The sequence below is a fragment of the Vogesella sp. EB genome (assembly GCF_001037925.1).
In the GTDB taxonomy this organism is placed as follows: Bacteria; Pseudomonadota; Gammaproteobacteria; order Burkholderiales; family Chromobacteriaceae; genus Vogesella; species Vogesella indigofera.
On the sequence record NZ_LFDT01000004.1, the window covers coordinates 93,577 to 120,069 of the forward strand.

At 65.3% G+C, this 26,493-nt stretch carries 18 protein-coding genes and 1 riboswitch; of the genes, 9 read left to right on the forward strand and 9 right to left on the reverse strand.

All coding sequences use genetic code 11. The features are described from left to right. Positions 1 to 98: 98 nt before the first annotated feature. A complete protein-coding gene (locus ACG97_RS16850; protein ID WP_053068053.1) occupies positions 99 to 518 on the reverse strand; it encodes a hypothetical protein in 420 nt (139 codons plus the stop codon). Between the two features lie 136 nt (positions 519 to 654). Further along, complete coding sequence (locus ACG97_RS04015) at positions 655 to 2,814, reverse strand: malate synthase G (RefSeq protein WP_047966043.1); 2,160 nt, start codon at positions 2,812 to 2,814, stop codon at positions 655 to 657. A 285-nt stretch (positions 2,815 to 3,099) separates the two neighbouring features. On the opposite strand from ACG97_RS04015, the gene ACG97_RS04020 reads away from it, so the two are divergent. Further along, positions 3,100 to 8,313 carry a RecQ family ATP-dependent DNA helicase gene (locus ACG97_RS04020; protein WP_156167931.1) on the forward strand — a complete coding sequence of 1,738 codons (5,214 nt, stop codon included), beginning with the start codon at positions 3,100 to 3,102 and terminating at the stop codon, positions 8,311 to 8,313. Here ACG97_RS04020 and corA read toward each other — a convergent pair. After that, the gene (corA, locus tag ACG97_RS04025) at positions 8,245 to 9,216 is read right to left on the reverse strand and encodes a magnesium/cobalt transporter CorA (protein WP_047966044.1); all 972 of its coding nucleotides are present in this window, start codon (positions 9,214 to 9,216) and stop codon (positions 8,245 to 8,247) included. The two genes, ACG97_RS04020 and corA, sit on opposite strands and share 69 nt — an antisense overlap. Before the next feature lie 135 nt (positions 9,217 to 9,351). On the opposite strand from corA, the gene ACG97_RS04030 reads away from it, so the two are divergent. Together ACG97_RS04030 and ACG97_RS04035 are read left to right on the forward strand one after the other, a co-directional pair. Beyond that, positions 9,352 to 11,106 carry an ABC transporter transmembrane domain-containing protein gene (locus ACG97_RS04030; RefSeq protein ID WP_047966045.1) on the forward strand — a complete coding sequence of 585 codons (1,755 nt, stop codon included), beginning with the start codon at positions 9,352 to 9,354 and terminating at the stop codon, positions 11,104 to 11,106. A gap of 74 nt (positions 11,107 to 11,180) precedes the next feature. Then, on the forward strand, positions 11,181 to 12,188 hold the full coding sequence (locus ACG97_RS04035; protein ID WP_047966046.1) for a nucleoid-associated protein: 1,008 nt from the start codon (positions 11,181 to 11,183) through the stop codon (positions 12,186 to 12,188). 77 nt (positions 12,189 to 12,265) lie between these two features. Here ACG97_RS04035 and ACG97_RS04040 read toward each other — a convergent pair whose 3' ends face one another. Together ACG97_RS04040 and ACG97_RS04045 are read right to left on the reverse strand one after the other, a co-directional pair. Beyond that, a complete protein-coding gene (locus ACG97_RS04040) occupies positions 12,266 to 12,898 on the reverse strand; it encodes a transcriptional regulator (protein WP_047966047.1) in 633 nt (210 codons plus the stop codon). A 113-nt stretch (positions 12,899 to 13,011) separates the two neighbouring features. After that, on the reverse strand, positions 13,012 to 13,980 hold the full coding sequence (locus ACG97_RS04045) for an ornithine cyclodeaminase family protein (RefSeq protein ID WP_047966048.1): 969 nt from the start codon (positions 13,978 to 13,980) through the stop codon (positions 13,012 to 13,014). Between the two features lie 427 nt (positions 13,981 to 14,407). On the opposite strand from ACG97_RS04045, the gene ACG97_RS04050 reads away from it, so the two are divergent. Together ACG97_RS04050 and ACG97_RS04055 are read left to right on the forward strand one after the other, a co-directional pair. Continuing rightward, on the forward strand, positions 14,408 to 15,187 hold the full coding sequence (locus ACG97_RS04050; RefSeq protein ID WP_047966049.1) for an ABC transporter substrate-binding protein: 780 nt from the start codon (positions 14,408 to 14,410) through the stop codon (positions 15,185 to 15,187). A 104-nt stretch (positions 15,188 to 15,291) separates the two neighbouring features. After that, complete coding sequence (locus ACG97_RS04055; protein ID WP_047966050.1) at positions 15,292 to 16,533, forward strand: FAD-binding oxidoreductase; 1,242 nt, start codon at positions 15,292 to 15,294, stop codon at positions 16,531 to 16,533. 100 nt (positions 16,534 to 16,633) lie between these two features. Here the strand turns inward: ACG97_RS04055 and ACG97_RS04060 are convergent, their stop codons facing one another. The 3 genes from ACG97_RS04060 to ACG97_RS04070 form a co-directional block, all read right to left on the reverse strand. Then, positions 16,634 to 18,034: an L-serine ammonia-lyase gene (locus tag ACG97_RS04060; RefSeq protein WP_047966051.1), complete on the reverse strand. Its 1,401-nt coding sequence runs from the start codon at positions 18,032 to 18,034 to the stop codon at positions 16,634 to 16,636. Between the two features lie 229 nt (positions 18,035 to 18,263). Beyond that, entirely contained in the window at positions 18,264 to 19,517 is a 1,254-nt protein-coding gene (gene glyA, locus ACG97_RS04065) for a serine hydroxymethyltransferase (RefSeq protein ID WP_047966052.1), read from the reverse strand. A 249-nt stretch (positions 19,518 to 19,766) separates the two neighbouring features. Next, a riboswitch (glycine riboswitch) is annotated at positions 19,767 to 19,856 on the reverse strand. Between the two features lie 181 nt (positions 19,857 to 20,037). Then, a complete protein-coding gene (locus ACG97_RS04070; RefSeq protein WP_047966053.1) occupies positions 20,038 to 20,682 on the reverse strand; it encodes an NAD(P)-dependent oxidoreductase in 645 nt (214 codons plus the stop codon). Positions 20,683 to 20,797: 115 nt separating this feature from the next. On the opposite strand from ACG97_RS04070, the gene ACG97_RS04075 reads away from it, so the two are divergent. From ACG97_RS04075 to mmuM, 3 genes are all read left to right on the forward strand, one after another. Continuing rightward, a complete protein-coding gene (locus ACG97_RS04075; RefSeq protein ID WP_047966054.1) occupies positions 20,798 to 21,694 on the forward strand; it encodes a LysR family transcriptional regulator in 897 nt (298 codons plus the stop codon). A gap of 205 nt (positions 21,695 to 21,899) precedes the next feature. Continuing rightward, positions 21,900 to 23,771 (forward strand): methyl-accepting chemotaxis protein, encoded by a 1,872-nt coding sequence (locus tag ACG97_RS04080; protein WP_238377249.1) that lies wholly within the window; start codon positions 21,900 to 21,902, stop codon positions 23,769 to 23,771. A 63-nt stretch (positions 23,772 to 23,834) separates the two neighbouring features. Further along, positions 23,835 to 24,773: a homocysteine S-methyltransferase gene (gene mmuM / locus ACG97_RS04085; protein ID WP_047966056.1), complete on the forward strand. Its 939-nt coding sequence runs from the start codon at positions 23,835 to 23,837 to the stop codon at positions 24,771 to 24,773. A gap of 58 nt (positions 24,774 to 24,831) precedes the next feature. Here mmuM and ACG97_RS04090 read toward each other — a convergent pair whose 3' ends face one another. After that, the gene (locus ACG97_RS04090) at positions 24,832 to 25,434 is read right to left on the reverse strand and encodes a LysE family translocator (protein WP_047966057.1); all 603 of its coding nucleotides are present in this window, start codon (positions 25,432 to 25,434) and stop codon (positions 24,832 to 24,834) included. A gap of 116 nt (positions 25,435 to 25,550) precedes the next feature. Between ACG97_RS04090 and ACG97_RS04095 the strand changes: the two genes are divergently transcribed. Continuing rightward, positions 25,551 to 26,426 carry a LysR family transcriptional regulator gene (locus tag ACG97_RS04095; RefSeq protein WP_047966058.1) on the forward strand — a complete coding sequence of 292 codons (876 nt, stop codon included), beginning with the start codon at positions 25,551 to 25,553 and terminating at the stop codon, positions 26,424 to 26,426. Positions 26,427 to 26,493 lie beyond the last annotated feature (67 nt).

Here is a 26,493-nt window from a genome sequence, read left to right on the forward strand (position 1 = left end):
AGCGTTGCGGCCAACCTTGGGCACGCTACGAAAAAACGCGCCATCCGTGGATGGCGCGTTGTCGTTGGCGGAGGCTGTATCGCAGGTGACCGGCCGGCTCAGTTGCCCTTGCCCTTGCCGCCACCGTTACCGCCACCACCGCCGTTGCCGCCGCGCTGGCTGCCACCACTCTTGCCCTTGCTGCCCGGGCTGTCCAGGTCAACGGTGCTGCTCTTGCTGGCCGGAATGGCGGCCCGCACGCCGGGGATGGCCGGCGCGGTGCCGGAACGGGTGGTGACCGGCTCGCCGTTGATGGTCAGTGACGCGCGCACGCGGTTGAGATCGCCCTGGGTGATGCCCTTGATCGCCAGCAGGTCACGGCTGCTGCTAAAGGTGGTGCTCAGCTGCGCGTCGACGATGCGCTGCGCATCGGCGGTGCTGAAACCGGCGGCTACCAGTTCGTCGTAGCTGGCGTCGTTGATGTCCAGCGCCATGACCGGCGCCGCCAGCAGGCTGAGCAGGATGATCAGTTGCTTCATGGTGTCCTCCCGGATAAGCGACAGTGCAGTATAGTTCGCGCCGCCGCGAGCGCCGGCCTTGTTGCGTCGGCGTGTCCGGCATGAAAAAACGCGCCATCGGCGATGGCGCGTTTGCGGGGCGATGGGGCGGCGGCGCTTACTGCGCCTTGGCCACGAGACGCCAGGCGTGCAGCAGCGGCTCGGTGTAGCCGGATGGCTGCGTGCAGCCCTTGAACACCAGATCGCAGGCAGCCTTGAAGGCAACGGACGTCTCGAAATTGCCGGCCATGTTCTGGTACAGCGGGTCGCCGGCGTTCTGGGCGTCGACCACCGCCGCCATGCGCTTGAGCGTTTCCATCACCTGCGCCTCGTTGGTGATGCCGTGGCGCAGCCAGTTGGCGATGTGCTGGCTGGAGATGCGCAGCGTGGCACGGTCTTCCATCAGGCCGACGTTGTGGATGTCCGGCACTTTGGAGCAACCCACGCCCTGGTCGATCCAGCGCACCACGTAGCCGAGGATGCCCTGCGCGTTGTTGTCCAGCTCCTGCTGGATTTCGGCGGCGCTCCACTGAGGGTTGGCCGCAACCGGAATGGTCAGCAGCTCGTCCAGCACGTCGATGGCCTGGCCTTCCAGCCCTTGTTGAACCTGTTGCACGTTGACCTGGTGGTAGTGCAGCGCGTGCAGCACGGCGGCGGTCGGCGACGGCACCCAGGCGGTGTTGGCGCCGGCTTTTGGGTGGCCGATCTTCTGCTTCAGCATCTCCGCCATCAGGTCCGGCATCGCCCACATGCCCTTGCCGATCTGGGCGTGGCCGCGCAGGCCGCAATCGAGGCCGACCTGCACATTGCTGCGCTCGTAGGCGGTGATCCACTTGCTGGTCTTCATGTCGCCCTTGCGGATCATCGGGCCGGCTTCCATCGCGGTGTGCATCTCGTCACCGGTGCGGTCGAGGAAGCCGGTGTTGATGAAGGCGACGCGGTGGCGGGCGGCGGCGATGCAGGCCTTGAGGTTGACGCTTGTGCGGCGCTCCTCGTCCATGATGCCCAGCTTCACGGTGTATTGCGGCAGGCCGAGCAGGCTTTCCACCGCGCCGAACAGCTCGTTGGCGAATGCCACTTCGTCCGGGCCGTGCATCTTCGGCTTCACGATGTAGATGGAGCCGGCGCGCGAGTTGCCGCGGCGCTGCTGGTCGTGCAGCGCGATCAGGGTGGTGACCACCGCGTCCATGATGCCTTCCGGAATCTCGCGGCCGTCGCCGTCGAGGATGGCCGGGTTGCTCATCAGGTGGCCGACGTTGCGGATGAACATCAGGCTGCGACCGTGCAGGCTCAGCGTGTCGCCAGCCGGCGTCTGGTACTGGCGGTCGGCGTTCAGGCGGCGGGTGATGGTTTTATCGCCCTTGCTGACTTCTTCGGTCAGCGTGCCTTGCATCAGCCCCAGCCAGTTGCGATAAACGATCACCTTGTCGTCGGCATCGACGGCGGCGACGGAATCCTCGCAGTCCATGATGGTGCTGATCGCGGCCTCCATCACGATGTCCTTGACCCCGGCACCGTCCTGCGCGCCGATGGCGCTGGCCTTGTCGATCTGGATCTCGAAGTGCAGGCCGTTCTGTTTCAGCAGGATGGCGCTTGGCGCGCTGGCGTCGCCGTTGAAGCCAATGAACTGGCCGGGCTGCTTCAGGCCGCTGTGGCTGCCGTTGTTCAGTTGTACCTGCAGCTGGCCGGCGACCACGCTATAGGCGGTGGCGTCAAAGTGCGAGCCGTTCTCCAGCGTTGCCGCCTGGTCGAGGAAGTCGCGACCGAAGGCGATCACCTTGCCACCGCGTACCGCGTTGTAGCCGCCGGCACGGCTGGCGCCGCCGTCTTCGCTGATGGCGTCGGTGCCGTACAGCGCGTCGTACAGGCTGCCCCAGCGCGCGTTGGCCGCGTTCAGCGCGTAGCGGGCGTTCATCACCGGTACCACCAGCTGCGGGCCGGCCTGTTCCGCGATTTCGCTGTCGATGTTGCTGGTGCTGATCTGCGCGTCGGCCGGTACCGGTTTCAGGTAGCCGATGCCGGCGAGAAAGGCCTTGTAGGCGGCCATGTCGGCGATCGGGCCGGGGTGGGCGCGGTGCCAGGCGTCGATCTCGCTCTGCAGACGGTCACGCTCGGCCAGCAGCGCGCGGTTCTTCGGCGCCAGCGTGTGCACCAGCGCATCAAAACCCTGCCAGAAGGCGGCGGCATCGACGCCGGTGCCGGGCAGCGCTTCCTGTTCGATGAAGTGGTAAAGGTTGGCCGCAACTTGCAGGCGGTGGCTCTGGATGCGCGTAGTCATGGTTTGCTCTCGGTGTCGGATGATTTGTAATGGATTTTGCCACGATAAGCGGCGATGGCTGACAAGCAGTGTAGCGAGGTCACCTGAGGCGGCAAAGCGCAAAACGGCGATAACATATTTTACTTTTTGTTGCGTAATTTCGATGGCTGTCCTGCTTTTTAGCGCGTGCAAGGTGCGGAATGCGGCCGGCCACGCAGCGGCACCACCAGTAATTTGTCATTTTTCGATGGGGGATTACGTTATGATTTTGTCTTTGAATATATCGTCGCAGAAGTGCCGATCGCCATGCCTTCATCCGCCCCCGAACCGTTTCGCCCCAAAGCCCTGTGTATTGATCTGGAAACCGGCAAGCACGACGCCCTGAAGCTATACCAGCTAGCGGCGTGGCGGGCGGACCGTGGCGAACAGGTCTGCGCCGACAAGCCCATCGACTTTGCCGTGCTGCGCGAGCCGCTGGACCGGCTGGCGGAAGGCGCCGCCTTTCTGCTCGGACACAATGTGCGTCGCCATGACCTGCCGGTGCTGAAAGCATTGTGTCCGCAGTTGAAACTGCACGATTTGCGCCTGGTCGACACCCTGGAACTCTCGCCGATCGCCTTTCCAGCCAATCCCTACCATCGGCTGGTGAAGGATTACAAGCTGCTGCGCGACAGTCGGAATGACCCGCTGAAAGACGCTAGGCTGGCGCTGTCGCTATGGGGAGACCAGCACCAGGCGATGCAGCTGCAGCAGCAATCCGATCCGCAGCGGGTGCTGGTCTACCATGGCCTGTTGGCGGGCGAGCCCGGGCTGGATGCCTTCTTTGCCTCGATCCGGGGGGCATTTGCGCCGTCCCCCAAAAGGTTGGCCGCAAGCCTGCCCGCGCAGCTTGTCGGCAAGGTCTGTCCACGGCAGCTGGCACAGTTGCTGCCGCAGTTGCAGGCCGATGCGACGGCGCGGGTGGCGTTTGCCTATACCTTTGCCTGGCTGGGCGTTTGTAGCGGCAATTCGGTCTTGCCGCCGTGGGTGCGCCTGACCTATCCGCAGGTCACGCAGCAAATCCGGCATCTGCGGGAAACGCGCTGCGGCGACGATGATTGCCCGTATTGCCGCGAACATCTGGATATCCGCCAGGAACTGAAGCGCTATTTCGGTTTTGACGATTTTCGCGCGCAGCCCGCCACGGCCGATGGCCGCTCGCTGCAGGAGGCGATTGTCCGCGCCGGTTATGATGGTCGGCCCTTGCTGGCCATCCTGCCGACAGGGGGTGGCAAGTCGATGTGCTACCAGCTGCCGGCACTGTCGCGCTACTGGCGCAACGGCAGCCTGACCATCGTCATCTCACCCTTGCAGTCGCTGATGAAGGATCAGGTGGACAATCTGGTCAAGATCGGGGTGCTCACGGCGGCGATGCTCAACGGCATGCTGTCCATGCCCGAGCGGCGCGACGTGCTGGACAAGGTCCGTCTGGGCGATATCAGCATCCTGCTGGTGTCGCCGGAGCAGTTTCGCAGCAAGGCGTTTGCCGATGCCATCCGCCATCGCGAAATCGGCGGCTGGGTGTTCGACGAGGCGCACTGCCTGTCGCGCTGGGGACATGATTTCCGGACCGACTATCTCTACGTAACCCGCTTTATCCGCGAGCAGCATGCCCGGACACTGGCGCCGGTGTTCGCGTTTACCGCCACCGCCAAGCAGGACGTAATTGCCGATCTGCAAGCCCATTTTCGCGACCTGCTCGGTATCGAATTGCAGCTGCTTAACGGCGGGGTTAGCCGCAACAATCTGCAATACGAGGTGATCAATGCCGAAGCCTCGGGCAAGCGGCAGGAAATCCACAGTCTGCTGCGTCACGATCTGGCCGATGGTGGCGCCGCGGTGGTGTTTGTCTCGCGCCGCAAGGCCACGGCCGAGTATGCCGAATTCCTGGAGCAGCAAGGTTGGCGTTGCGCCGCCTTTCATGCCGGTCTGGACCCGGCAGACAAAAAGTCGCTGCAACAGCGCTTCATGAGCGGCGAGTTGCAGGTCATCGTGGCCACCAATGCTTTCGGTATGGGCGTGGATAAGCCCGACATCCGCATCGTCATCCATGCCGATATCCCCGGCTCGCTGGAAAACTATTTGCAGGAGGCCGGTCGCGCGGGGCGGGATCAGTCGGCGGCGCGCTGTGTGCTGCTGTTTTGTACCAACGACGTGGAGACCCAGTTTGGCCTGGCGACGCGATCACGGCTGAGCCGGCAGGACATCGCCGCGATCTTGCGCATGCTCAAGCGGCAGTCGGCCAAGAGCGGCAGCGAGGAACTGGTCCTGACCAGCAGAGAAATCCTGCGGCTGGATCCGGAGGTGAACACCGGGATCGACGACGATGCTCCCGATGCCGACACCAAGGTGCGGACGGCTCTGCACTGGCTGGAGCAGGCACAGTTGCTGGAGCGCAATGAAAACCGGACCCAGGTCTTTCCTGGTAGCCTGAAAATTGGCTCGCTGGACGAGGCCACAGCCGCCTTGCTGCGGGCCGATTTGCCGGCGGACAGGTGTGCGCGTTACGAGCAACTGATTGCCTACCTGATCAACCTGGACGACGAGGCGATCAGCACCGATGACCTGACGCTGCATCTGGGCATTCCGGTCGAGGAGTGCATCCAGCTGCTGCGCGGGCTGGAGAAGCTGGATCTGCTCAACAGCGACATGAAGATACTGTGCCTGTTGCGGCGTGGCGTGGCCGACACCTCGGCCGAGCGCCTGCAGCGGCTGGCGCAGTTGGAGCGTGCGCTGCTGGGCCTGATGCGCGAGCAGGCTCCGGATGCGAGTGCCGACGAGTGGCAGGAGCTGGGGCTTCGCCATGTTTGCCAGCGACTGCGCGACGAGTGCGGTTTCGAGGTGCTGGGAGAAACCCTGCTGACCTTGTTGCGCTCCCTGGCCCGCCCGCTGCCCGGCCATGACGGCAGCAACCGGCACGAATACCTGCAGCTACGGGTCGTCCGGCGCGAAGTCTTGCGCATCCGCGTCCTCAAGCCTTGGTCCAGTCTGGAGAAGCTGGTCGAAAGGCGGCAGCAGGTGGCCGGCTTGCTGCTGGACTATCTGCTCGGACAGCTGCCGGAGGGCGCGCGCGGGGCGGCACTGGCCGTGTCGGCGGGCATGGGGCAGCTGGGCGATGCGCTATCCGGTGATATGGTGCTGGTCGCAGAGTGGCGGGGCGATGTCGAGCGCGAGCTGGCTGCCGTCAATGCCGGGCTGATGTTCATGCACGATAACGGTGTTCTGATACTGGACAAGGGCAAGGCCATCTTCCGCGCCGCCATGACCGTCCGTTTGCAGCCGGAGAGCAAGGGACGGGGCTTTCGCGACAGTGATTTCTCGCCATTGCGCGCCCACTACCAGGACCGGACTTTGCAAATCCACGTCATGCACGAGTATGCGCGGTTGGGCCTGGCCAAGATGGCCGATGCCATGGCCTTCGTGCTGGCGTATTTCAGTCTGCCGCGGCTGGCATTCATTCGTCGCTATTTTGCCCACCGTGCCGAGGAACTGGAGCGGGCGGCAACGGAAGAGGCGTACAAGGCCATTGTCTCGGACCTGGGCAATCCGGAGCAGGCCAGGCTGGTGTGCGCGCCGGAGCAGGGCAATACCTTGGTGCTGGCCGGGCCAGGCTCGGGCAAGACGCGGATGATCGTGCACCGTGTCGCCTATCTGATGCGGATCAAGGGCGAGCCGGCGGAGCGCATTCTGGTACTGACCTACAACCGCGCGGCCGCAGCGGAGATCCGTCGGCGCCTGTACACCCTGCTGGGGGTGGCCGCCTACGGTGTCACAGTACTGACCTACCACGCGCTGGCCTTGCGCCTGACTGGGCGCTCGCTGGCGGGTGCGGCCGAAAGCGGTGGCGAGGTGGTGTTCCAAGACTTGCTGGCAGAGGCGATTGCCTTGCTTGGCGGCCAGCATCACCCCCTGGGCAGCGATGATGGTGACGAATTGCGCGAACGCCTGCTCGCCGGCTATCGCTATATTCTGGTGGACGAATACCAGGATATCGACCAGCTGCAATACGAGCTGATCAGCGCGCTGGCAGGGCGTACCCGCGAGCAGGATGCACAGCTGACGCTGCTGGCGGTGGGTGATGACGATCAGAACATCTATGCCTTCCGCGACACCGATAACCGCTTTATCCAGCAGTTTCAGCAGGACTATCAGGCCGACACCGCTTATCTGTTGCACAACTACCGTTCCAGCTCGCACATCATCGACAGCGGCAATGCCTTGATTGCGGCCAACAGCGGGCGGATGAAAGACGGGCACCCGGTGTGTATTGATCATGCCCGCAGCAAGCAGCCGCCGGGCGGGCGCTGGGCGGCATTGGATGCGGTGGTTGGCGGGCGGGTGCTGGTACTCGACGTTGCTGCGGACGTCATGGCGCAACTGCAGGCGGCCGTTGCCGAGATACAGCGGCGCCGGGCGCTGGACCCGCAGCTGGGGTGGCAGGATATCGCCATTTTGGCGCGTAACAACCAGTCGCTGACGGTATGGGTGGCCTGGTGTGAAAGCGAGAGCATCCCTTATCAGCGGCGCGGCGACGCGGATAAGGCGCAGCCGTCCTTGCATCAGGTACGCGAAGGCCGCGAGCTGGTGCTGGCGCTGCAGCAGGCAAAACAGCCGTTAAGGTTGGCCGCAGCGTGGGCGCAGGCGCGAGGGCAAAGCGAGGCGGCGCCGGATAATGACTGGCTGGCGCTATGCGCGCAGTTCTGGCAGGAGCAATGCGGGCAGTGGGGCGAGGAGGAGCAGCTGCCGCCGGCGACACTGCTGGATGCGTTCTACGAATTCAGCCGCGATGCCCGGCGCGACAAGGCCGCAGCCCTGACCCTGTCGACCGTGCACCAGGCCAAGGGCGGGCAGTGGCCGCTGGTACTGGTGCTGGATGGCGGCGACTGGTTCCGGCAAGATCCGGCCGAGCGCCGCCTGTTCTATGTGGCGATGACTCGTGCGGCAGAAGGGCTGGTGTTGTGCCGCAGCCAGGGTGGACGCCATGCCTTCCTGCCTGCTCTGGCCGCGCGAGAGGCGGTGTTGGCCATGCCTGCGGGCAGCGAGCCACCGGCTCCGGTGGCATGGCACTGGCAGTATGTGCAGATTGGGCTGGATGCCGTGTTCCTGTCTTACGCCGCGCGCCGGCCGCCCGACCATCCGTTGCATGCGGCGCTGTCGCGCTTGCGGCATGGCGAATCCTTGCAACTGCGCGAGCAGGACGGTCGCCGGCATATCGTCGACTCGCAGGGCATGACGCTGATCACCCTGTCCCGGCAGTGTCGGCTGCCGGCTGGCGAGTGCCTGGACGTACGGCTGGAAAGCCTGGTGTGGCGCACGGCGGAACAGAGTGATCCGCGCTATCCGGTCGCCAGCGGCCTGAACGGGTGGTGGGTGCCGCTGGTACGGCTGATCATCCGGCCGGCGGGGCGGCCGTTACAGCCAGCCGGCGCGGCGGAAGCGGCGCCACAGCAGCACATCCAGCACCACCATGCTCAGCAGTGACAGCGGGTAGCCCAGCGGCGTGCGCAGCTCCGGCATGTAGTCGAAGTTCATGCCGTAGATGCCGGCGATCATAGTCGGCACCGCGAACAGCGCGGCGTAGGCGGCCAGCTTCTTGCTGATGCTGCTTTCGTCCAGCGAGATCATCGCGATATTGACCTGGATGGCGGTGGCCAGCAGGTCGCGCTGCGATTCCACGGTGTGCAGGATGCGCGACAAGTGATCGTCCACGTCACGGAAATATTCCGGCAGCTCGTGGCACGGTGGCGGCACGCGGCCGCCGTACAGCCGCGCGGTGGCCTCGTGCAGCGGCGCGGCGGCGTGGTGGACGGTGATCAGCTTGCGCTTGAGCGCATACAGTGCCGCGATATTGCGCCGCGCCGAGCTACCCTTGAGAAACAGCCGGCCTTCGATGCTGTCCAGCTCGTCTTCCAGCTGGTGGATCACGGCCAGGTAGCGGTCGACCACCGCATCCATCAGCGCGTACAGCACGAAGCCGCTGCCGTGCGCCAGCAGGTGCGGCTCGCGCTCGCAGCGTGTGCGCACGTCCTGGAAGCCCTTGCGTGTCTGGTTGCGGATCGACAGCAGGAAGTTGCGGCCAACGAACAGGTCGACCTCGCCGACGTGGATGCCGTTCTCGCGGTCCGGCTCCAGCGTCTTCATCACCAGAAACAGGGTGTCGCCGTATTCGTCCAGCTTCGGGCGCTGGTGGCCGTGCAGTGCGTCCTCCACCGCCAGCGGGTGCAGCGCGAACTGGTGGCCGAAGTGGGTGATTTCGTCCGGGGTCGGGTCCTGCAACGCGACCCACACCAGGCAGTCCGGCTGGGCCAGGTGTTCGGGAATGGCGCTTACCGTGATGTCGCCGAGTTTCTGGCCGTGGCGGTAGGCAACACAGTTGATCAGCATGAGGGGCCTTGTGGTGACCGGCGCCGGCCGGGGCGGGCGGCGCCGGATGGGAATGGCAATTGCGGTGCGGCTCTTGAAAAAAGCGTACCGTTGCGGCACTTGTTACGCATCGTATGCTAATTGTGGAGTGCTGCCGTGGCTAGCCCGGGTTTATTGCAACGTCTTACCCCGCTGTCCGGCCTGTGGCCGTTCCTGCGGCCTTATCGCGGTCGTGCCGTACTGGCCGGGCTGGCGCTGCTGGTGGCCGCCGCGGCCACGCTGCTGCTGCCGGTGGCGTTCCGCTACCTGATCGACCACGTCTTCGTGCAGCGCGAGGCGATCGACGGCTACTTTCTGGCGCTGTTGGCGCTGGCGCTGGTACTGGCGCTGTTCACCGCGCTGCGTTTTTACCTCGTGTCGTGGCTGGGCGAGCGCGTCACCGCCGATGTGCGCAGCGCGGTGTACCGCCATGTGATCCGCATGAGCCCGGAATACTTCGAGACGCTGCAGACTGGCGAGGTGCTGTCGCGGCTGACCACCGACACCACGCTGGTGCAGACCGTGATCGGCACCAGCCTGTCGATGGGGCTGCGCAACATCCTGCTGATGCTGGGCGGGCTGGTGATGCTGGCGGTGACCAGTCCCAGCCTGACCGGCTACATCCTGGTCACGCTGCTGCTGGTGATCCTGCCCATCCTGGTCTTCGGCCGCCGCGTGCGTACGCTGTCGCGCGCCAGCCAGGACCGCATCGCCGATTCCAGCGCCATGGCCGGCGAGACGCTGAACGCGGTACAGACGGTGCAGGCCTTCGCGCAGGAGGCCCGCGAAACCGTGCGCTTCGACGGCTCGGTGGCGCTCGGCTTCGACACCGCGCTGGCGCGCATCCGCGCCCGTTCGCAGCTGACGGCGGTGGTGATCATGCTGGTGTTCGGCGCGGTGGTGTTCGTGCTGTGGCTGGGCGCGCGCGCGGTGCTGGCCGGCGAGATGTCCAGCGGCTTGTTGGCGCAGTTCATCCTCTACGCGGTGGTGACCGCCGGCGCCATCGGCGCGGTGGCCGAGGTGTGGGGCGACCTGCAGCGCGCCGCCGGCGCGACCGAACGCCTGATGGCACTGCTGGCACTGCGCTCGCCGGTGCAGCCGCCGGTGCAGCCGCTGCCCTTGCCGGCAACGGGCGACGGGCTGCAACTGCAAGACGTCGGCTTCGCCTATCCGTCGCGCCCCGGACAGCCGTCGCTGTCCGGCATCAGCCTGGCGATCCACCCCGGCGAGCAGCTGGCGCTGGTCGGGCCGTCCGGCGCCGGAAAGACCACGCTGTTCCAGCTGCTGCTGCGCTTTTACGATCCGCAAGTTGGCCGTATCGCGCTCAACGGCACCGATATCGCGCAACTGGACCCGCAGGCGCTGCGCCGCCACATCGGCATCGTGCTGCAGGATACGGTGATTTTCGGCGCCAGCGCGCTGGAGAACATCCGCTACGGCCGGCCGGAGGCGACGGACGAGGAGGTGTTCGCCGCCGCCCGCGCCGCCGCCGCGCACGAATTCATCGAGCGCCTGCCGGAGGGCTATCACAGCTATCTGGGCGAGCGCGGCGTGCGCCTGTCCGGCGGCCAGCGCCAGCGCATCGCCATCGCGCGCGCCATCCTGAAAAACCCGCCCATCTTGTTGCTGGACGAGGCCACCAGTGCGCTGGATGCCGAATCGGAACAGCTGGTGCAGCAGGCGCTGGAGCGCGCCGCCGCCGGGCGTACCACCATTGTGATCGCGCACCGGCTGGCGACGGTGAAGCAGGCCGATCGCATCGTGGTGCTGGAGCAGGGCCGCATCGTGGCGGAGGGCACCCACGCCGAGCTGCTGCAGCGCTCGCTGCTGTACGCGAGGTTGGCCGCATTGCAGTTCGGGCTGGATGGCTGAACTGCGGCCAACCTTGTTGCGCGGGGCAAGGGCGGCGATAATCGCGCCTTGATTGAATGAGGACAGATCCGAGCATGCTGATTAGCGAATCCAGGGTAGAGCGTTTGGTGGTACACCGTGTCGGCAATCCGGCGCGTGGCGAGCCGTTGCAGCTGTCGCACAAGGCCATCGGCGTGGACGAGGCGGTGTCGGCGCTGATTCTGGACGGCTACCTGAAGGGCATCGTCTCCGACAAGAAGAAGTACCAGTTCTTCCACGAGACCGATCTCAACCTCAACGAGCTGTACCACTACACGCGGCAGTTTTTCCGCGGCGACGTCGATCTGCTGGAGGTGTCGCAGCGCATCGCCAAGCACCTGTTCGCACGCTCGCAGCACCCGAACATCGCCGCCGGCGACCTGTTGGTGATCCTGTTCTCTGGTCTTGGCGAAGCGGACAGCCCGCAGCGCGCGCTAGGCGTGTTCAAGGCGGAGATCCAGGAGGACTTCCTCACCATCGTCGAAAGCGGCGAGGTGTTCGACATCAGCCACGCCAGCGGCATCAACCCGCGCCTGATCGACAAGGGTGCGCTGATCCTGGAAAACGGCCCGTTGCTGTACGCGGTCGACCGCCAGGGCCACGAGGCCAAGTTCTGGCTCGACGACTTCCTGCAGGCGATGCGGGTGCCGGATACCAGCAGCAGCAGCAAGCTGGTGGCCGAGGTGATGGAGCAGATCTCGGAGGAGATCGAAGACCCGCTGGCGCAGGTACGCTTCAAGGACGAGGTGATGACGCTGTGCAAGACGGTGCCGGAAGTGTCGCCGCGGCAGATGGGCAGCATGGCGGAGCGCTACGTCGAGCCGGAGCAGGTCGGGCGCCTGTTCGATAGCGCCGCCGAGAACTACGGCTTTGCGCTGGAGAGCGACGTGCGGCTGCCGGCACAAGGCATGGCGCGGCGGCTGGAAAAGAGCTGGAGCAAGGTTGGCGTCGGTAACGGCATCAGCCTGCTGCTGCCGTCGGACCTGAGCCTGCAGAACGTGCAGACGGTGAAGGGTGACAACGGCGAGCTGCAGATCACGCTGCGCCTGCTGCAAAAACAGTAAGTCGCCGGCCCGCACGGGCCGCAGACAAGAAAAGGTTGGCCGCATCGCTGCGGCCAACCTTTTTCATTCGCGGGCGCCTATTTCAGCGTCTGCAGGTATTTGTACACCGTGGCGCGGCCGAGGCCGAGTACGTTGGCGATGTAGTGGGTGGCGCTCTTGCCGTTGAAGGCGCCCTCGGCGTACAGCGCCTCGACCAGCGCCTTGCGGTGCTGGCGCGACAGGGTGTTGAGCGCCAGTTGCCGCTCCTGCAGCCAGCGGTGCATGAAGGTGTTGATGCGCTCCTGCCAGTCGTCGCGGAACAGCTCCGCCGGCTGTTCCACCAGCCCGGCGCCCTTCAGCAGCATGCCCAGCATGCCGTGCATGTCCTCGAACACCGCGATGTTGAAGTTGATGCACATCACCCCCAGCGCGGCGCCGGCGTCGTCAAACAGCACCGAGCTGACGCAGCGCATCTTGCGGCCGTCCCAGTTCACCTTTTCATACGGTCCGACGTAGCGTTCGGCGATGGTGCGCTCGATTTCTTCCAGCGCCGATTCGTCGCCGATTTCGCGCCGCGACAGGTTGTTGGCGAGGTAGAGCACGCGCTGGCTGTCCAGGTCGTGGATCACCACTTCGGCGTAGGGAAAGAACAGCTTGGCGATGCTGTCGGCGAGGTGGCTGTAGCGCGACAGCAGCAATTGCTGCGGCGTGGGGCTGGGCGTGGGCGTCATGGTCGGTTCGGGCGCAACGGCAGGGACAGCGATAGTGCCTGATGCGGCGGGCAGGGCACAAGCCTCGCGCCCGCCGGCCGCTATCAGACAGTCCGCGGTGTGCCGCTGCGGACTCATTGCGCGGCCTGGGCCTGTTGCAGCAGCGCGCAGGCGATGGCGATGTCCTGCAGCCCCATGCCGATGGAGCGGAAGAACACCGGGCGCTGGTAGTCCGGCAGTGCGCAGCGCTGGCTGACCAGGTCGGCCAGATCACCGACGATGCGCTCGCGCTGCCAGCTGCCCTGCTGGCTGGCGAGCACCATCTCGCCGGCGCTGTCCGGCGTGCTGTGCTTGTGGTCGCAGTACACGTCCATCGCGGCGAGGCTGGCCGGTGCCACCTCGTGCGCGTTGACGGCATTGGTGCTGATCGAGGTGATCAGCGCCGCTTTGTTCAGTGTTGCCGGGTCCAGCACCGCCGCGGCGGAGGAGGTGCACAGCATGATCACGTCACTGTTGTCACAGGCGGCATCCACGCTGCTGCTGATTTTGATGCGCGCATCCAGCGCCTGCAGTTGCTGCTGCAGTTCCGGCTTGGCGGCGAGATCCGGCGCGTACACGCAGATGCGCTGCCAGTCGCGCAGCGGCAGCACGTGGCGCAGGTGCGCCTGGCCGAGCGCGCCGCAGCCGATCAGCGTCAGCTGGCGGCTGTCCTGCCGCGCCAGCAGGTCGATGGCCAGCGCGCTGGTGCCGGCGGTGCGCTCCACCGTCAGCAGGCCGGAATCGCAGAACAGCAGCGGCTGGCCGGTTTGCATCGACATCAGGCTGGTCCAGGCGCTGATCACCGGGCGGCCGTCGGTGACGATGTAGGGCGACAGCTTGGCGCCGAACACGCCGGCATCGGCCAGCACGCCCTGATAGGTGATGACATCGCCGGCGCCTTGCGGGAACAGGGTCAGCGTCTGCGCCGGCTGCACCGCGCGTTCGTTCGCCAGTGCCTGGAACAGCGCGCTCAGCGCGGCGCGCACCGGCAGCGCCGACAGGTAGTCGCGTACCTGTTGCTGGTTGAGGAGCAGGGGGGCGGCGTGGTGGTCGATGTGGTTCATGCTGGACTCTCGTATTGGTGTGGTCGGGCGCTGCCGGGCGGTAGGCCGTGGCGGGCAGGCTTGTTTGTTGTATTAAATTCCATTGTGGAAAAAAAGTCTACAAATTGTGCGATTACCAATTCCACAGAGTTCTGCGTACGTTTTTTGATGTTGATTTGACGGCAAGTTATTGTTATTTAAGTGATAAGTTGCAATTTGCGACATGGCTTTGTCATGAATAGATCGGCTTTGATTGCCGTGTCTGGCGGGTGGCGCCCAGATTTTTTATAAATTAATTGTCCAAAGTGGAAAAAATGTCTATCTTGTGGCCGAGCCAAAGCAAGACGTGAACGCAGCCCCGCCGGCTGCCAAACCACGCAGGCGCCATGGCCTGGCCAGGCGCAACGGGACGGGACGTTACCCGCTACAGGAACAAAGGAGACATTTCATGATCAGCAAACGCGTTCGCAATGCCGTTTTCCCCCTGCTGGCCTGCCTCGCCGGTACCGCCATGGCGCAGGGTGCGCCGCTGCGCATGGGGCTGGAGCCGTTCTACCCGCCGTTCGAGAGCAAGCAGGCCGACGGCCAGCTGGTCGGCTTCGATATCGATGTCGGCAAGGCGATCTGCGAGCGCATGGCCGCCAAGTGCAGCTGGGTGGAAACCTCGTTCGAGGGCCTGATCCCCGGCCTGAAGGCGAAGAAATTCGACGCCATCAACTCGGCGATGAACATCACCGCCAAGCGCCGCGAGTCGATCGACTTCACCGCCCCGATCTACATCGTGCCGATCCAGATGGTGGCGCGTCGCGACAGCAAGCTGACGCCGACCGTGGCTAGCCTGAAAGGCAAGACCGTCGGCGTGCTGCAGGGCGCCACCCAGGAAGACTTCGTGCGCAAGCATTGGGAGAAACACGGTGTGAAGGTGGTGGCCTACCGCGACCAGGCGCAGATTTTCCTTGATCTGGCCGCCGGTCGTCTGGATGCCGGGGTGCAGGAAGCGCAGACTGCGATGGAAGGCTTCCTCAGCAAGCCGCAGGGCAAGGACTTTGACTTTGCCGGCGGCGTGCTCAGCGATTTCGCCACCCTCGGCGAGGGCACCGGCATGGGCGTGCGCAAGGGCGACCCGCGCAAGGCCGAGCTGGACAAGGCGATTGCCAGCCTGAAGCAGGACGGCACCCTCAGCAAGCTGTCGCACAAGTACTTCCACCGCGACATCATCGCCAAGTAAGCGGCGTGCAAGGTTGGCCGCAGGCTGCGGCCAACCTTGCAGATCCCGTTGCCATGGCCGCTGGCCGCAGCGCCCATGGCAACTGCATCTGAAAGAAGCAAAACATGGATTTCGACATCATTGTCCTCGGCGCCGGCATGATCGGCGTCTCCAGCGCCATCGCCCTGCAACAACGCGGCCTGCGCGTGGCGCTGCTGGACCGCCGCGCCCCCGGCGAGGAAACCAGCCACGGCAACGCCGGCTTGCTGGAACGCGCCGCCGTGGTGCCGTATGGCTTCCCGCGTGACCTGGCCAGCGTGCTGCGCATCGGCCGCAACCGCTCCACCGACGTGCGCTACCAGCCGTCCAGCCTGCTGCAGAGCACGCCGTGGCTGTGGCGCTACTTCCGTGCCTCCGCGCCGCATCGCCTCGCCGCCGCCGCGCGCGATATGCTGCCGCTGATCAGCCGCAGCCTGGACGAACACGCCACGCTGATCGCCGCGGCCAATATGCGGGAGTTGTGCAGCGACGATGGCCTGTACGAGGCCTACCGCAGCGAGGCCGGCTTTGCCGCCGAGGCCGCCAACGCGCGCCGCATCGCCGCCGAACACGGCCTGCAACTGCAGATACTGGACGCGGCGCAGCTGCGCGCCGCCGAGCCGGGGTTGGGCGAAGGCTTTGCCGGCGCGGTGCACTGGCGCGACCCGCAGCGTATCAGCGATCCGGGTGCGCTGACCCGCGGCTATGCCGCCTATTTCGAAAGCCTGGGCGGCACCGTGCTGCAACAGGCCGCCACGTCGCTGACGCCGGACGGCAGCGGCTGGCAGGTGGCCACCAGTGGCGGCACGCTGCGCGCGGCGCAGGTCGTCGTCGCCATGGGGCCGTGGTCCGATGACATTTTCCAGCCGCTGGGCTACCGCATTCCGCTGCAGACCAAGCGCGGCTACCACATGCACTACCAGCCGCTGGGGCCGGGGCTGAGCTACACCGTGGCCGACGTGGAAGGCGGCTTCGTGGTGTCGCCGATGCAGCGCGGCCTGCGCATCGCCACCGGCGTGGAGCTGGCGCGCCGCGACGCCGCGCCCAACTACGCGCAGCTGGAGCAGGCCGAGGCGCTGGCGCGCGGGCTGTTCCCGCTCGGTGAGCGGCTGGATGCCACGCCGTGGCTGGGCAGCCGGCCGTGCCTGCCGGACATGCGCCCGGCGCTGGGCGCCGCGCCGCGCCACAAGGGCTTGTGGTTCAACTTCGGCCACGCCCACCACGGCCTGACGCTGGGGCCGGTATGCGGCCAACTGCTGGCGCAGGTGATCTGCGGCGAAGCGCCGTTCACCGACCCGGCGCCGTACGCGCCGGCGCGCTTCCTGTAACGCCGGACGTTGACGATGCAAAAAGCCCGCCGTCAAGGCGGGCTTTGTCGTTGCGGCCAACCTTGCACAAGGTTGGCCGCAGATTTTTTGACAGGCGGGCTCAGCACTCGACGATGTTGACCGGCACCTCGATCACGTTGATCGCCAGCCCGCCGCGAGCGGTTTCCTTGTACTTGGTGCTCATGTCGCGGCCGGTGTCGCGCATGGTCTTGATCACGCGGTCCAGCGACACGAAGTGCTGGCCGTCGCCGCGCAGCGACATCCGCGCCGCGTTGATGGCCTTGATCGACGCCATCGCGTTGCGCTCGATGCACGGCACCTGTACCAGGCCGCCGACCGGGTCGCAGGTCAGGCCCAGATTGTGTTCCATGCCGATCTCGGCGGCGTTTTCCACCTGCTCCGGCGTGCCGCCCAGCACTTCGGCCAGGCCGCCGGCCGCCATCGAACAGGCGGAGCCGACTTCGCCCTGGCAGCCGACTTCGGCACCGGAAATGGAGGCGTTGAGCTTGAACAGGATGCCGATGGCGCCAGCAGTCAGCAAAAAGCGCACGATGCCGTCGTCGCTGGCGCCGGGGATGAAGCGCGCGTAGTAGTGCAGTACCGCCGGGATGATGCCGGCGGCACCGTTGGTCGGCGCGGTCACCACGCGGCCACCGGCGGCGTTTTCCTCGTTCACCGCCAGCGCGTACAGGTTGACCCAGTCCAGCACCGTCAGCGGGTCGCGCAGCGCCGCTTCCGGCGACGACAGCAGCTTGCGGTGCATGTCGGCGGCGCGACGCTTGACCTTCATGCCGCCTGGCAGGATGCCTTCGCGCTCGCAGCCGCGCTTCACGCAGGCCTGCATCACGTGCCAGATGTTGAGCAGGCCGGCGCGCACTTCTTCCTCGCTGCGCCACGCCAGCTCGTTCTCCAGCATGATCTGGCTGATGCTCTTGCCGTGGCGCTGGCACAGCGCCAGCAGCTCGGCGCCGCTCTTGAACGGGTGCTTCAGCTCGGTGACGCCCGGTGGTACGAAGCCGGCGTCGATCGCCGCCTCGTCGACCACGAAGCCGCCGCCGACCGAGTAGTAGGCGCGCTTGGACAGGCTGCTGCCGTCGGCGGCAAACGCCTCGAAGATCATGCCGTTAGGGTGATAGGGCAGCGCCTTGCGCTTGTGCAGGATCAGGTGTTCGGACTCGATGAAGTCGATCTCGTGCGTGCCCAGCAGCGCGATGCGCTTGTTGTTGCGGATGGCGGCCAGCATGCCGTCCACGGCATCGGTATCGACCAGGTCCGGGTATTCGCCCTGCAGCCCGAGCAGCACCGCCACATCGCTGCCGTGGCCTTTGCCGGTGGCACCGAGAGAACCGAACATTTCGGACTTGACCGCGGCGGTCTGTGTCAGCAGGCCGTCCTTTTCCAGCCGGGCGACGAATTGCCGCGCCGCGCGCATCGGGCCGACGGTGTGGGAGCTGGACGGGCCGATGCCGATCTTGAACAAATCAAAAACACTGATTGCCATGTTGCTTCTCTTGAGGTGGTGCCTGCGGCGCAGGGCTAGTTTTCATTATAGTCGGGCGCCATCCGCTGGACGGCGCCCGCTGCTGCTTGAACCTGTGCACGATCTGCTGCGCTTCGGCGATACCGCGTTGAAAACGGCTTCGGAATGCTCATTGACCCGATGTCAACTCCGCTTCCTCAGTCGTTTTCGCCTTGTCTCGCTCTAGCTCGCGAGATCGTGCACCACGTTCTTAGCGATAAACCGGGAAGGCGGCGCACAGCTCCGCCACCTGGCGTTTCACGCGGGCGGCGACATCGGCGTTGTCGATGTCGTCGAGGATGTCACACACCCAGTGCGCCACCTGGCCGGCTTCCGCTTCCTTGAAGCCGCGGCTGGTGATGGCCGGGCTGCCGATGCGGATGCCGCTGGTGACGAACGGGCTTTGCGGGTCGTTCGGTACCGCGTTCTTGTTGACGGTGATGCAGGCGGCACCCAGCGCGGCGTCGGCGGCCTTGCCGGTGAGGCCCTTGTCGATCAGGCTCAGCAGGAACAGGTGGTCATCGGTCTTGCCGGATACCACCGTGTAGCCGCGCTGCTGGAACACCGCCACCATGGCGCGGGCGTTGGCCAGTACCTGTTTCTGGTAGTCGACGAATTCCGGCTGCAACGCCTCGAGGAAGGCTACCGCCTTGGCGGCGATCACGTGCATCAGCGGGCCGCCCTGGATGCCGGGGAACACCAGCGACTGCAGTTTCTTTTCCAGCTCCGGATTGGCTTGTGCCAGGATCAGGCCGCCGCGCGGGCCGCGCAGTGTCTTGTGGGTGGTGGTGGTCACCACGTGTGCGTACGGAATCGGGTTCGGGTACAGGCCGGCGGCCACCAGGCCGGCGACGTGCGCCATGTCGACAAAGAAATACGCGCCGACGCTGTCGGCGATCTCGCGCATGCGCGCCCAGTCCACCACCAGCGAGTAGGCGGAGAAGCCGGCGACCAGCATCTTCGGCTTATGTTCGCTGGCCAGACGCTGCACTTCGTCGTAGTCGATCTCGCCGGTGTCCACGTTGATGCCGTACTGCACCGCGTTGTAGATCTTGCCGGAGAAGTTGACCTTGGCACCGTGGGTGAGGTGGCCGCCGTGCGCCAGACTCATGCCCAGCACGGTGTCGCCCGGCTGCAGCAGCGCCATGTACACCGCGGCGTTGGCCTGGCTGCCGGAGTGCGGCTGCACGTTGGCGTAGTCGGCGCCGAACAGTTGCTTGGCGCGGTCGATGGCCAGCTGCTCGGCGACATCGACGTGCTCGCAGCCGCCGTAGTAGCGCTTGCCGGGATAGCCCTCGGCGTATTTGTTGGTCAGTTGGCTGCCTTGCGCCTGCATCACGCGCGGACTGGTGTAGTTCTCGGAGGCGATCAGCTCGATGTGGTCTTCCTGGCGTTGTGCCTCGGCCTGCATCGCGGCCCACAGTGCGTCGTCGAAACCGGCAATCTCCATCTCTTTGGTAAACATCGTGCATTCCTTTTTCTTGGCGCGAACGGCAAAGGTTGGCCGCAACCGCGCTGGTAGTGGCGGCAGGGTCGGGCAGGGCGTTGACGCATGGATGTGCGGCGTAAAGGACAATGGCGCCCGCCCGGCGTCTGCCGGACGATGCCCCCTCTGTCCCTTTGCCTGAGAGATTGCGGCGCACGGTGTACTCACCGGGCCATGCTTCCTTCGGCGAGATCCGGCCTTGCGGCTGATCTACTCTCCAGAGTGCCAGACGTCGCTGCAGTTCTTTTGCCTGAGAGTTTCCGGGGCGATTCCCCTTCGGCGCTGTCAGCGAATGACAGTCTCTCCTGCAGCGGCTTGATTGGCTGGTCGCAATCTAGTGAAGCGGCGCGCGGCTGTCAACGCATCGACGACAGTATTCAATGTGCTGTTGCAACAAAAAACCCCGCCGCAAACGCGCCGATCCAGTCGGATCGGGCGTTCGGCAGGGTTTGCACTGCAAAACCGTATGCTTATATAAGGTGCGCTATCGCGGCGTGAATCAGACGCTGGCGACGGTAAAGCGCTGACGGTGGTGTTGCGGCTGCAGCGCTTCGTCCACCACCGCCACGGCGAGGTCGGCGTCGCTGATGCCGGCCGGTGCTTCGCCGGCCATCAGCAGCTCGTTACCGCCGAGACGGTACTGGCCGCTGCGCACGCCCGGCGACAGCAGCGCCGGTGGCGACACGAACACCCAGTCCAGCTGCGTTTCCTGTTGCAGCAGGTTCAGCGCCTGGCGCGCGCCCTCGGCACCTTCCTTGTACTCCGCCGGGAAGTGCGGGGTGTCGATCAGCTGCACGCCGGGGGCGACGAACAGGCTGCCGGCACCGCCGATCTCGATGAAGCGCGGTACACCGGCGGTCTTGACCCCGGCGACGATAGCCTGGTGGCCGGCGAGGAACAGCGCGCGGATGTCGGCCTTGTCCCAGCCGGGGTTGAAGGCGCTGATCACCACGTCGTGGCCGGCCACGGCACGGGCCACCGCGTCGGCGTCATAGGCATCGGCGGCCACCACCTCAAGGTTGGCCGCAGCGCCGATGCGCTCGGGACGGCTGGCGATGGCGGTAACCGCGACATTGCGCGACAGCAGTTCTTTCAGGATGGCCGAGCCGACAAAGCCGCTGGCGCCGATCAGTGCGATTTTCATGAGTGCTCCTAGCTGCCCGCTGACGGGCGGTGATTGATGAGGGCAGTGTAATTGCCGATTCACACTCCGATAATCCGTCGTAAAATTGATTAATTGTTAATTTGAAATAATGAATATGGACGAATTGCGCAGCATGGCGGTGTTTGCCCGGGTGATCGAGAAAGGCTCGATGAACGCGGCAGCGCAGAGCCTTGGCATCACGCCGTCGGCGGTCAGTCAGCATTTACGGCGGCTGGAGCAACGCCATGGCGTCACCTTGCTACAGCGCACCACGCGCAAGCTGACGCTGACCGAGGCCGGGCAGCTGTTCTACCAGGGCTGCGCCGCGATGCTGGCGGCGGCGCGGCAGGCGGAGCAGCAGCTGTCGGCGCTGCGCGACGCGCCGGTGGGCGAGCTGCGCATCTCCGCGCCCAGCGGCTTCGCCGGCGGCGTGCTCAGCAGCGCGCTGGCGCCCTTGCTTGAGGCCAACCCCGGCCTCAGCCTGCGGCTGTTCTTTCACGACGAGATGGTGGACCTGCTGGAGTTGCAGATTGATCTCGCGATCCGGGCCGGCAAGCTGAAGGATTCGTCGCTGGTGGCGCGCCATCTGGCCGACTGGCACTTTGTCATTTGTGCGTCGCCGGTCTATGTTGCAAAGCATGGCCTGCCGCAAACACCGGCCGAGCTGTTGCAGCACGACTGGGTCGGGGTGGCCGCGCACGAAGGCCTGAGCCGCTTGCAGTTGACGCGCGGGGCAGAAACGGTGACTTTATCGATGCCGCCCCGTATCAGCAGCAACAATATCCTGTCGGCACGGGCCTTCGTGCTGGAAGGCCTGGGTCTGTCCTTGCAACCGGAGCCGGAAGTACGCAAGGAACTGGCCGCCGGTCTGCTGCAGCCGGTGCTGAGCGAGTGGAGCCTGCCGGAATTGCCGTTGTGGATGGTGACACCGCGGCGCGAGGGGCAACCTGCAAAAGTGCGACATGCGATGTTGGTATTGCAGGCAGCCTTGGGTGGCGAACGCCATCTTTGACATTGGCAAGGGCGGTTTGTTGCCAGATTGTTTCGATATTGTTATATAAAAATGCCAGATAATGAGGATTGTGCGCAGAATACAAAATTCCGTTGTTAACGAAATGCCATGAAATGGCTTTGTGAATATAAACAAATAACCACAGGTGGGCTTAGTAGTACTATGCCGCACCATAACTTACAAAATTCAGTGGGGAATACACATCATGATGTCATTGCGTACTCGCCTGATGGCCTTCGTGCTGCTGGTACTGACGGTACTCGCGGTCATGTTCTGTGCCGTCGCGTACTGGAAAATGAGCGACGCCCTGTCCAGTGCTATCCGTAACGAAATCAATCAGGCCGCCAACAGCAAGGCGAGCTTTGTTGCAGAGTGGGTGTCCACCCGCCAGAAGATCGTCGCCTCGGCGCTGCCGCGCTTCGGTACCGGCGAATTGCAGCCGGTGCTGGACCAGGCGCGCGATGCCGGTGGTTTTGACGACATGTACATCGGTCAGCCGGACAAGACTATGACCCAGTTCACCGGTGCGCCGAAAGTACCGGAAGGCTACGACCCGACCGGGCGGCCATGGTATCTGGCGGCCAAGGATGCGACCGGCCCGATCGCGTCGCCACCTTATATCGATGCTGCCACCAAGCGTCCGATCATCACCTTCGCCCAGGCGCGCAAGGATGGCGGCCAGCTGGTGGCCGTGGCCGGTGGTGACGTGACGCTGCAGCGCGTGGTGGACGAAGTGGTTGCCGCCAAGCTGCCGGGTGACGGCTATGCCTTCCTGGTGACCGGCGACGGCACCGTGATTGCGCACCCGGAAAAAGAATCCGGCCTGAAAAAGATCGGCGAGGTGGTGGCCGGCTACGACATGAACGCGGTGAACAAGGATGGCCAGATCGTGGACGTGTCGATCAACGGTGACGCCACCCTGACCGCGCTGTATCCGGTGGGCAAGACCGGCTGGTTCCTCGGCGTGATGGTGCCGGTGGCCGCCGCAATGGCTCCGGTAACGCAGCTGCTGATGGTGATGGTAGGCCTGCTGGTGATCGGCCTGGTGGTGTCCGGCATCTTCGCCTACGTTGGCGTGGCGCGCATGCTGTCCGGCCTGTCGGTGCTGCGCAATGCGATGCGTGAAGTGGCCAGCGGCCACGGCGACCTGACCAAGACGCTGCCGGTCGGCAACCGTGACGAAGTCGGCCAGATTGCCGAAGCCTTCAACCAGTTCGTGGCCAAGCTGCGCGAGATGTTCCTCACCGTGCGCGACGAATCCGATTCGCTGGCGCGCGACGCCGCCGACCTGAACCGCGTGGCGGAGCAGATCGCCCAGGATTCGCGCGTGCAGTCGTCGGAACTGTCTTCGACCGCCGCCACCATCGAACAGATCACCGTCAGCATCAACCACATTGCCGACCACGTTGGCGAAACCGAAGTGCTGGTGTCGCGTTCGCGTGACAACTCGCTGGATTCGCACCGCGCGATGGCGGAAGTGGCGCGCGAGGTGGAATCCATCGTTGGTGCCGTGTCGTCGCTGCAGGGCGTGATGTCCAACCTGTCCGGCCAGTCCGAGCAGATCAAGGGCATTGTCGGCGTGATCCGCGACATCGCCGACCAGACCAATATGCTGGCGCTGAATGCGGCGATCGAAGCGGCGCGTGCCGGCGAGCAGGGCCGCGGCTTTGCCGTGGTGGCCGACGAAGTGCGCAAGCTGGCCGAGCGTACCGCCAGCGCCACGGTGCAGATCGCCGAGCTGATCGATACCGTGATCCAGAAAACCGGCGAGGCGATCAACCATGCCGACGCCACCAACGCGAAAGTGGAAACCGGTGTCACCCTGTCGCGTGAAGCGGCCAGCAAGGTGGAGCTGATCAAGGGCAACGCCGAAGAGATCTCGACCCGCATGGGCGAAATCACTTCCTCCACCGCCGAGCAGGGTATCGCCACCAACGAAATGGCGCGCAGCGCCGAGCGAGTCAACTCGATGGCGCAGCAGACCGACAGCAGCCTGCAGGAAGCGCTGGCGACGATCCAGGTACTGGCCAGCCGCGGCGACCAGCTGAAGGCACTGGTATCGCAATTCCGTCTGTGATACATCTTGCATGCAGCAAGCCCCGGCCTGTGCCGGGGTTTTTCTTTTTGTGGAGTCTGTTCAATGTTTGCCAATCCTTTTGCCCGTTTTCAGGATGCCCCGCTGGTGCTGGATGGCGCGATGGCGTCCGAGCTGGAGCGTCGCGGTTGTGACCTGAATGACGCGTTGTGGTCGGCGCGGGTGCTGATCGAGCAGCCGGAGCTGATCCGCCAGGTGCACTTCGACTACTTTGCCGCCGGTGCCGATGTCGCCACCACCGCCAGCTACCAGGCGTCGTTCAGCGGCTTTGCCAAGCGCGGCCTGGACGAAGCCGCCGCCGCGGAACTGATGCAGCGCTCGGTGCAGCTGGCGCAGCAGGCGCGCGACGAGTTCTGGGCCGATGCGGCCAACCATGCCGGGCGCCAGAAGCCGCTGGTGGCGGCCTCGGTGGGTCCGTACGGCGCGATGCTGGCCGACGGTTCCGAATACCGTGGCGACTACGGCCGCAGCGAAACCGAGCTGATGGACTTCCATCGCCCGCGCATTGCCGCCTTGCTGGCCGCAGCGCCGGATCTGCTGGCGTGCGAGACCATTCCCTGCGCGGTGGAGGCGCGTGCCATTGCCCGCGTGCTGCAGCAGGACTTTCCGCAGGCAGCGGCGTGGATCAGCTTCTCCTGCCGCGATGACGCCAACCTGAGCGACGGCACGCCCTTGCTGGCGGCGGTAGCCGAGCTGGAAGCCTATCCGCAGATCGTGGCGGTGGGCGTCAACTGCACCGCGCCGCGCCATATCGTGCCGCTGCTGCAAACGTTGGCCGCACAGACCGGCAAGCGGCTGCTGACCTATCCCAACTCCGGCGAAGCCTACGACGCGGTGACCAAGACCTGGCACGGCAGCAGCGATCCGCTGGCCTTTGCCGAGGCGGCGCGGCAATGGCGTCTGGCCGGTGCCAGCTGCATCGGCGGCTGCTGCCGCACCTCGCCGGACGACATCCGCGCGCTGGCCGGCTGGCTGCGCGGCTAAGACTGTTCGGCGGCAAGCTCAGCCACGGCGACCATTTGGTCGCCGTTTTTCATGGCATCTACTGCAGCAGCGGGCCGGCGGCGAGCAGGCTGCCCAGCGCCATCAGCAGCAGGCCGATGCCGCGGTTGAGCCACAGCTGCACGCCGAGCAGGCGCTGGCGCAGACCGTCCTGCGCCAGCAGCACCGCCACCAGAGAAAACCACAGCACGTGCGCCAGCGACATGAACAGGCCGTAACCGAGCAGCACCGGCAGCGGCGTGCTGGCGGCGACGACCTGGGTGTAGGTGCTGATCACGAACAGCATGGTCTTGGGGTTGAGCGCATTGGTGAGGAAACCGTTGCGCAGCGCGCGGCCATGGCTGTCCGGCGCCGCCGCCTCGTTGACGGCGCCGCTGCGGAAGGTGCACCAGCCGACATACACCAGATAACCGGCACCCAGCACGCGCAGCAGCTGCAACAACAGCGGCGTCTGTTGCAGCAGGCTGGCGCCGAGCAGGGTGTACATCACGTGCACCTGTACGCCGAGGCCGATACCGAGTGCGGCGGCGAGGCCGGCGCGTTTGCCGTACAGCAGGCTGTTGCGGCTGATCATGGCGAAGTCGGCGCCGGGGCTGATCACGGCGAGCAGGGTAATGGTCATCACGGCAAACAGTTCGGTCATTGCGTATACTTTCGGTTAGTTTGGTGCGGGGTAAACGGATGACCGTCATTGTCACGCTTTGCCCTGGCAATGAATAACGATGGTTTTTGCCTGATTTACGTGAGAAAAACTAACCGATGAGCTTTGCCGCACTGCCGTCGCTGAACGCCTTGCGCGTGTTCGAGGCCGCTGCCCGTCACGGCAGCTTCGTGCGCGCGGCCGACGAGCTATGCGTGACGCACGGCGCGGTCAGCCGCCAGATCCGCCTGCTGGAAGAGCAGCTGGGCGTGGCGTTGTTCGAGCGCCGCAACCGTGCAGTCTTCCTCAGCGCCGCCGGCACCCGGCTGTTTGCCGCCTGCGGCGAGGCGCTGCACACCCTGCAGCAGGCGGTGACGCAACTGCAGCCGACCGCCACGCCGCCGCTGGCGGTATCGTGCGAGCCGACGCTGGCGATGCGCTGGCTGATTCCGCGCCTGCCACAGTTCCATGCGCTGCATCCCGATATCGAGGTCCACCTCAGCGCCGCCGGCGGCGCAGTGCGGCTGGAGAGCGGCCATGTCGAGCTGGCGATCCGGCGCGAGGACTTTGCCTTGCCGGCGCACTACTGCGTGCAAAGGTTGGCCGCAGAGCATGTCGGGCCGGTCTGTCGCGAGCAGGCGGCGGCGGTGCGGCTGCACACCCGTTCGCGGCCGCAGGCGTGGCCGGAGTGGCAGCGCTTGCAGCCGGCGGCCGCGATGGCGCTGGCCGGCAGCCGCGAGTTCGAGCACTTCTACCTCAGCCTGCAGGCGGCGCTGGCCGGGCTGGGGGTGGCGATGGCGTCGCTGTTCATGGTGGCCGACGATCTGGCGGCGCAGTCACTGCAGGCCCCGGCCGGCTTTGTCGCCGACGGCAGTCACTACGTGCTGCTGTCGCTGCAGCCGCTGGCGCAGGATGCGCGGCAGCAGGCGTTTGCCGCGTGGCTGGCGCACAGCATGCAGCAGACGCTGACCTTGCATGCAAACAGGATAATCTGAGCGTGGTGGCTCGGCATTTATATTGCGCCGAATTAATGGTTATGCCGTTATGTGTGCAAAATTTTGC

Bases quoted from the DNA above. Each gene is read 5' to 3' on its own strand.
- ACG97_RS04055 (WP_047966050.1), top strand. From the start codon at position 15,292: ATGGATTTCGACATCATTGTCCTCGGCGCCGGCATGATCGGCGTCTCC.
- ACG97_RS04070 (WP_047966053.1), bottom strand. From the start codon at position 20,682: ATGAAAATCGCACTGATCGGCGCCAGCGGCTTTGTCGGCTCGGCCATC.
- corA (WP_047966044.1), bottom strand. From the start codon at position 9,216: ATGCTGATCAACTGTGTTGCCTACCGCCACGGCCAGAAACTCGGCGAC.
- ACG97_RS04060 (WP_047966051.1), bottom strand. From the start codon at position 18,034: ATGGCAATCAGTGTTTTTGATTTGTTCAAGATCGGCATCGGCCCGTCC.
- ACG97_RS04090 (WP_047966057.1), bottom strand. From the start codon at position 25,434: ATGACCGAACTGTTTGCCGTGATGACCATTACCCTGCTCGCCGTGATC.
- ACG97_RS04040 (WP_047966047.1), bottom strand. From the start codon at position 12,898: ATGACGCCCACGCCCAGCCCCACGCCGCAGCAATTGCTGCTGTCGCGC.
- ACG97_RS04035 (WP_047966046.1), top strand. From the start codon at position 11,181: ATGCTGATTAGCGAATCCAGGGTAGAGCGTTTGGTGGTACACCGTGTC.
- ACG97_RS04075 (WP_047966054.1), top strand. From the start codon at position 20,798: ATGGACGAATTGCGCAGCATGGCGGTGTTTGCCCGGGTGATCGAGAAA.
- ACG97_RS04095 (WP_047966058.1), top strand. From the start codon at position 25,551: ATGAGCTTTGCCGCACTGCCGTCGCTGAACGCCTTGCGCGTGTTCGAG.
- mmuM (WP_047966056.1), top strand. From the start codon at position 23,835: ATGTTTGCCAATCCTTTTGCCCGTTTTCAGGATGCCCCGCTGGTGCTG.
- ACG97_RS04080 (WP_238377249.1), top strand. From the start codon at position 21,900: ATGATGTCATTGCGTACTCGCCTGATGGCCTTCGTGCTGCTGGTACTG.
- ACG97_RS04050 (WP_047966049.1), top strand. From the start codon at position 14,408: ATGATCAGCAAACGCGTTCGCAATGCCGTTTTCCCCCTGCTGGCCTGC.
- glyA (WP_047966052.1), bottom strand. From the start codon at position 19,517: ATGTTTACCAAAGAGATGGAGATTGCCGGTTTCGACGACGCACTGTGG.
- ACG97_RS04015 (WP_047966043.1), bottom strand. From the start codon at position 2,814: ATGACTACGCGCATCCAGAGCCACCGCCTGCAAGTTGCGGCCAACCTT.
- ACG97_RS04045 (WP_047966048.1), bottom strand. From the start codon at position 13,980: ATGAACCACATCGACCACCACGCCGCCCCCCTGCTCCTCAACCAGCAA.
- ACG97_RS04020 (WP_156167931.1), top strand. From the start codon at position 3,100: ATGCCTTCATCCGCCCCCGAACCGTTTCGCCCCAAAGCCCTGTGTATT.
- ACG97_RS16850 (WP_053068053.1), bottom strand. From the start codon at position 518: ATGAAGCAACTGATCATCCTGCTCAGCCTGCTGGCGGCGCCGGTCATG.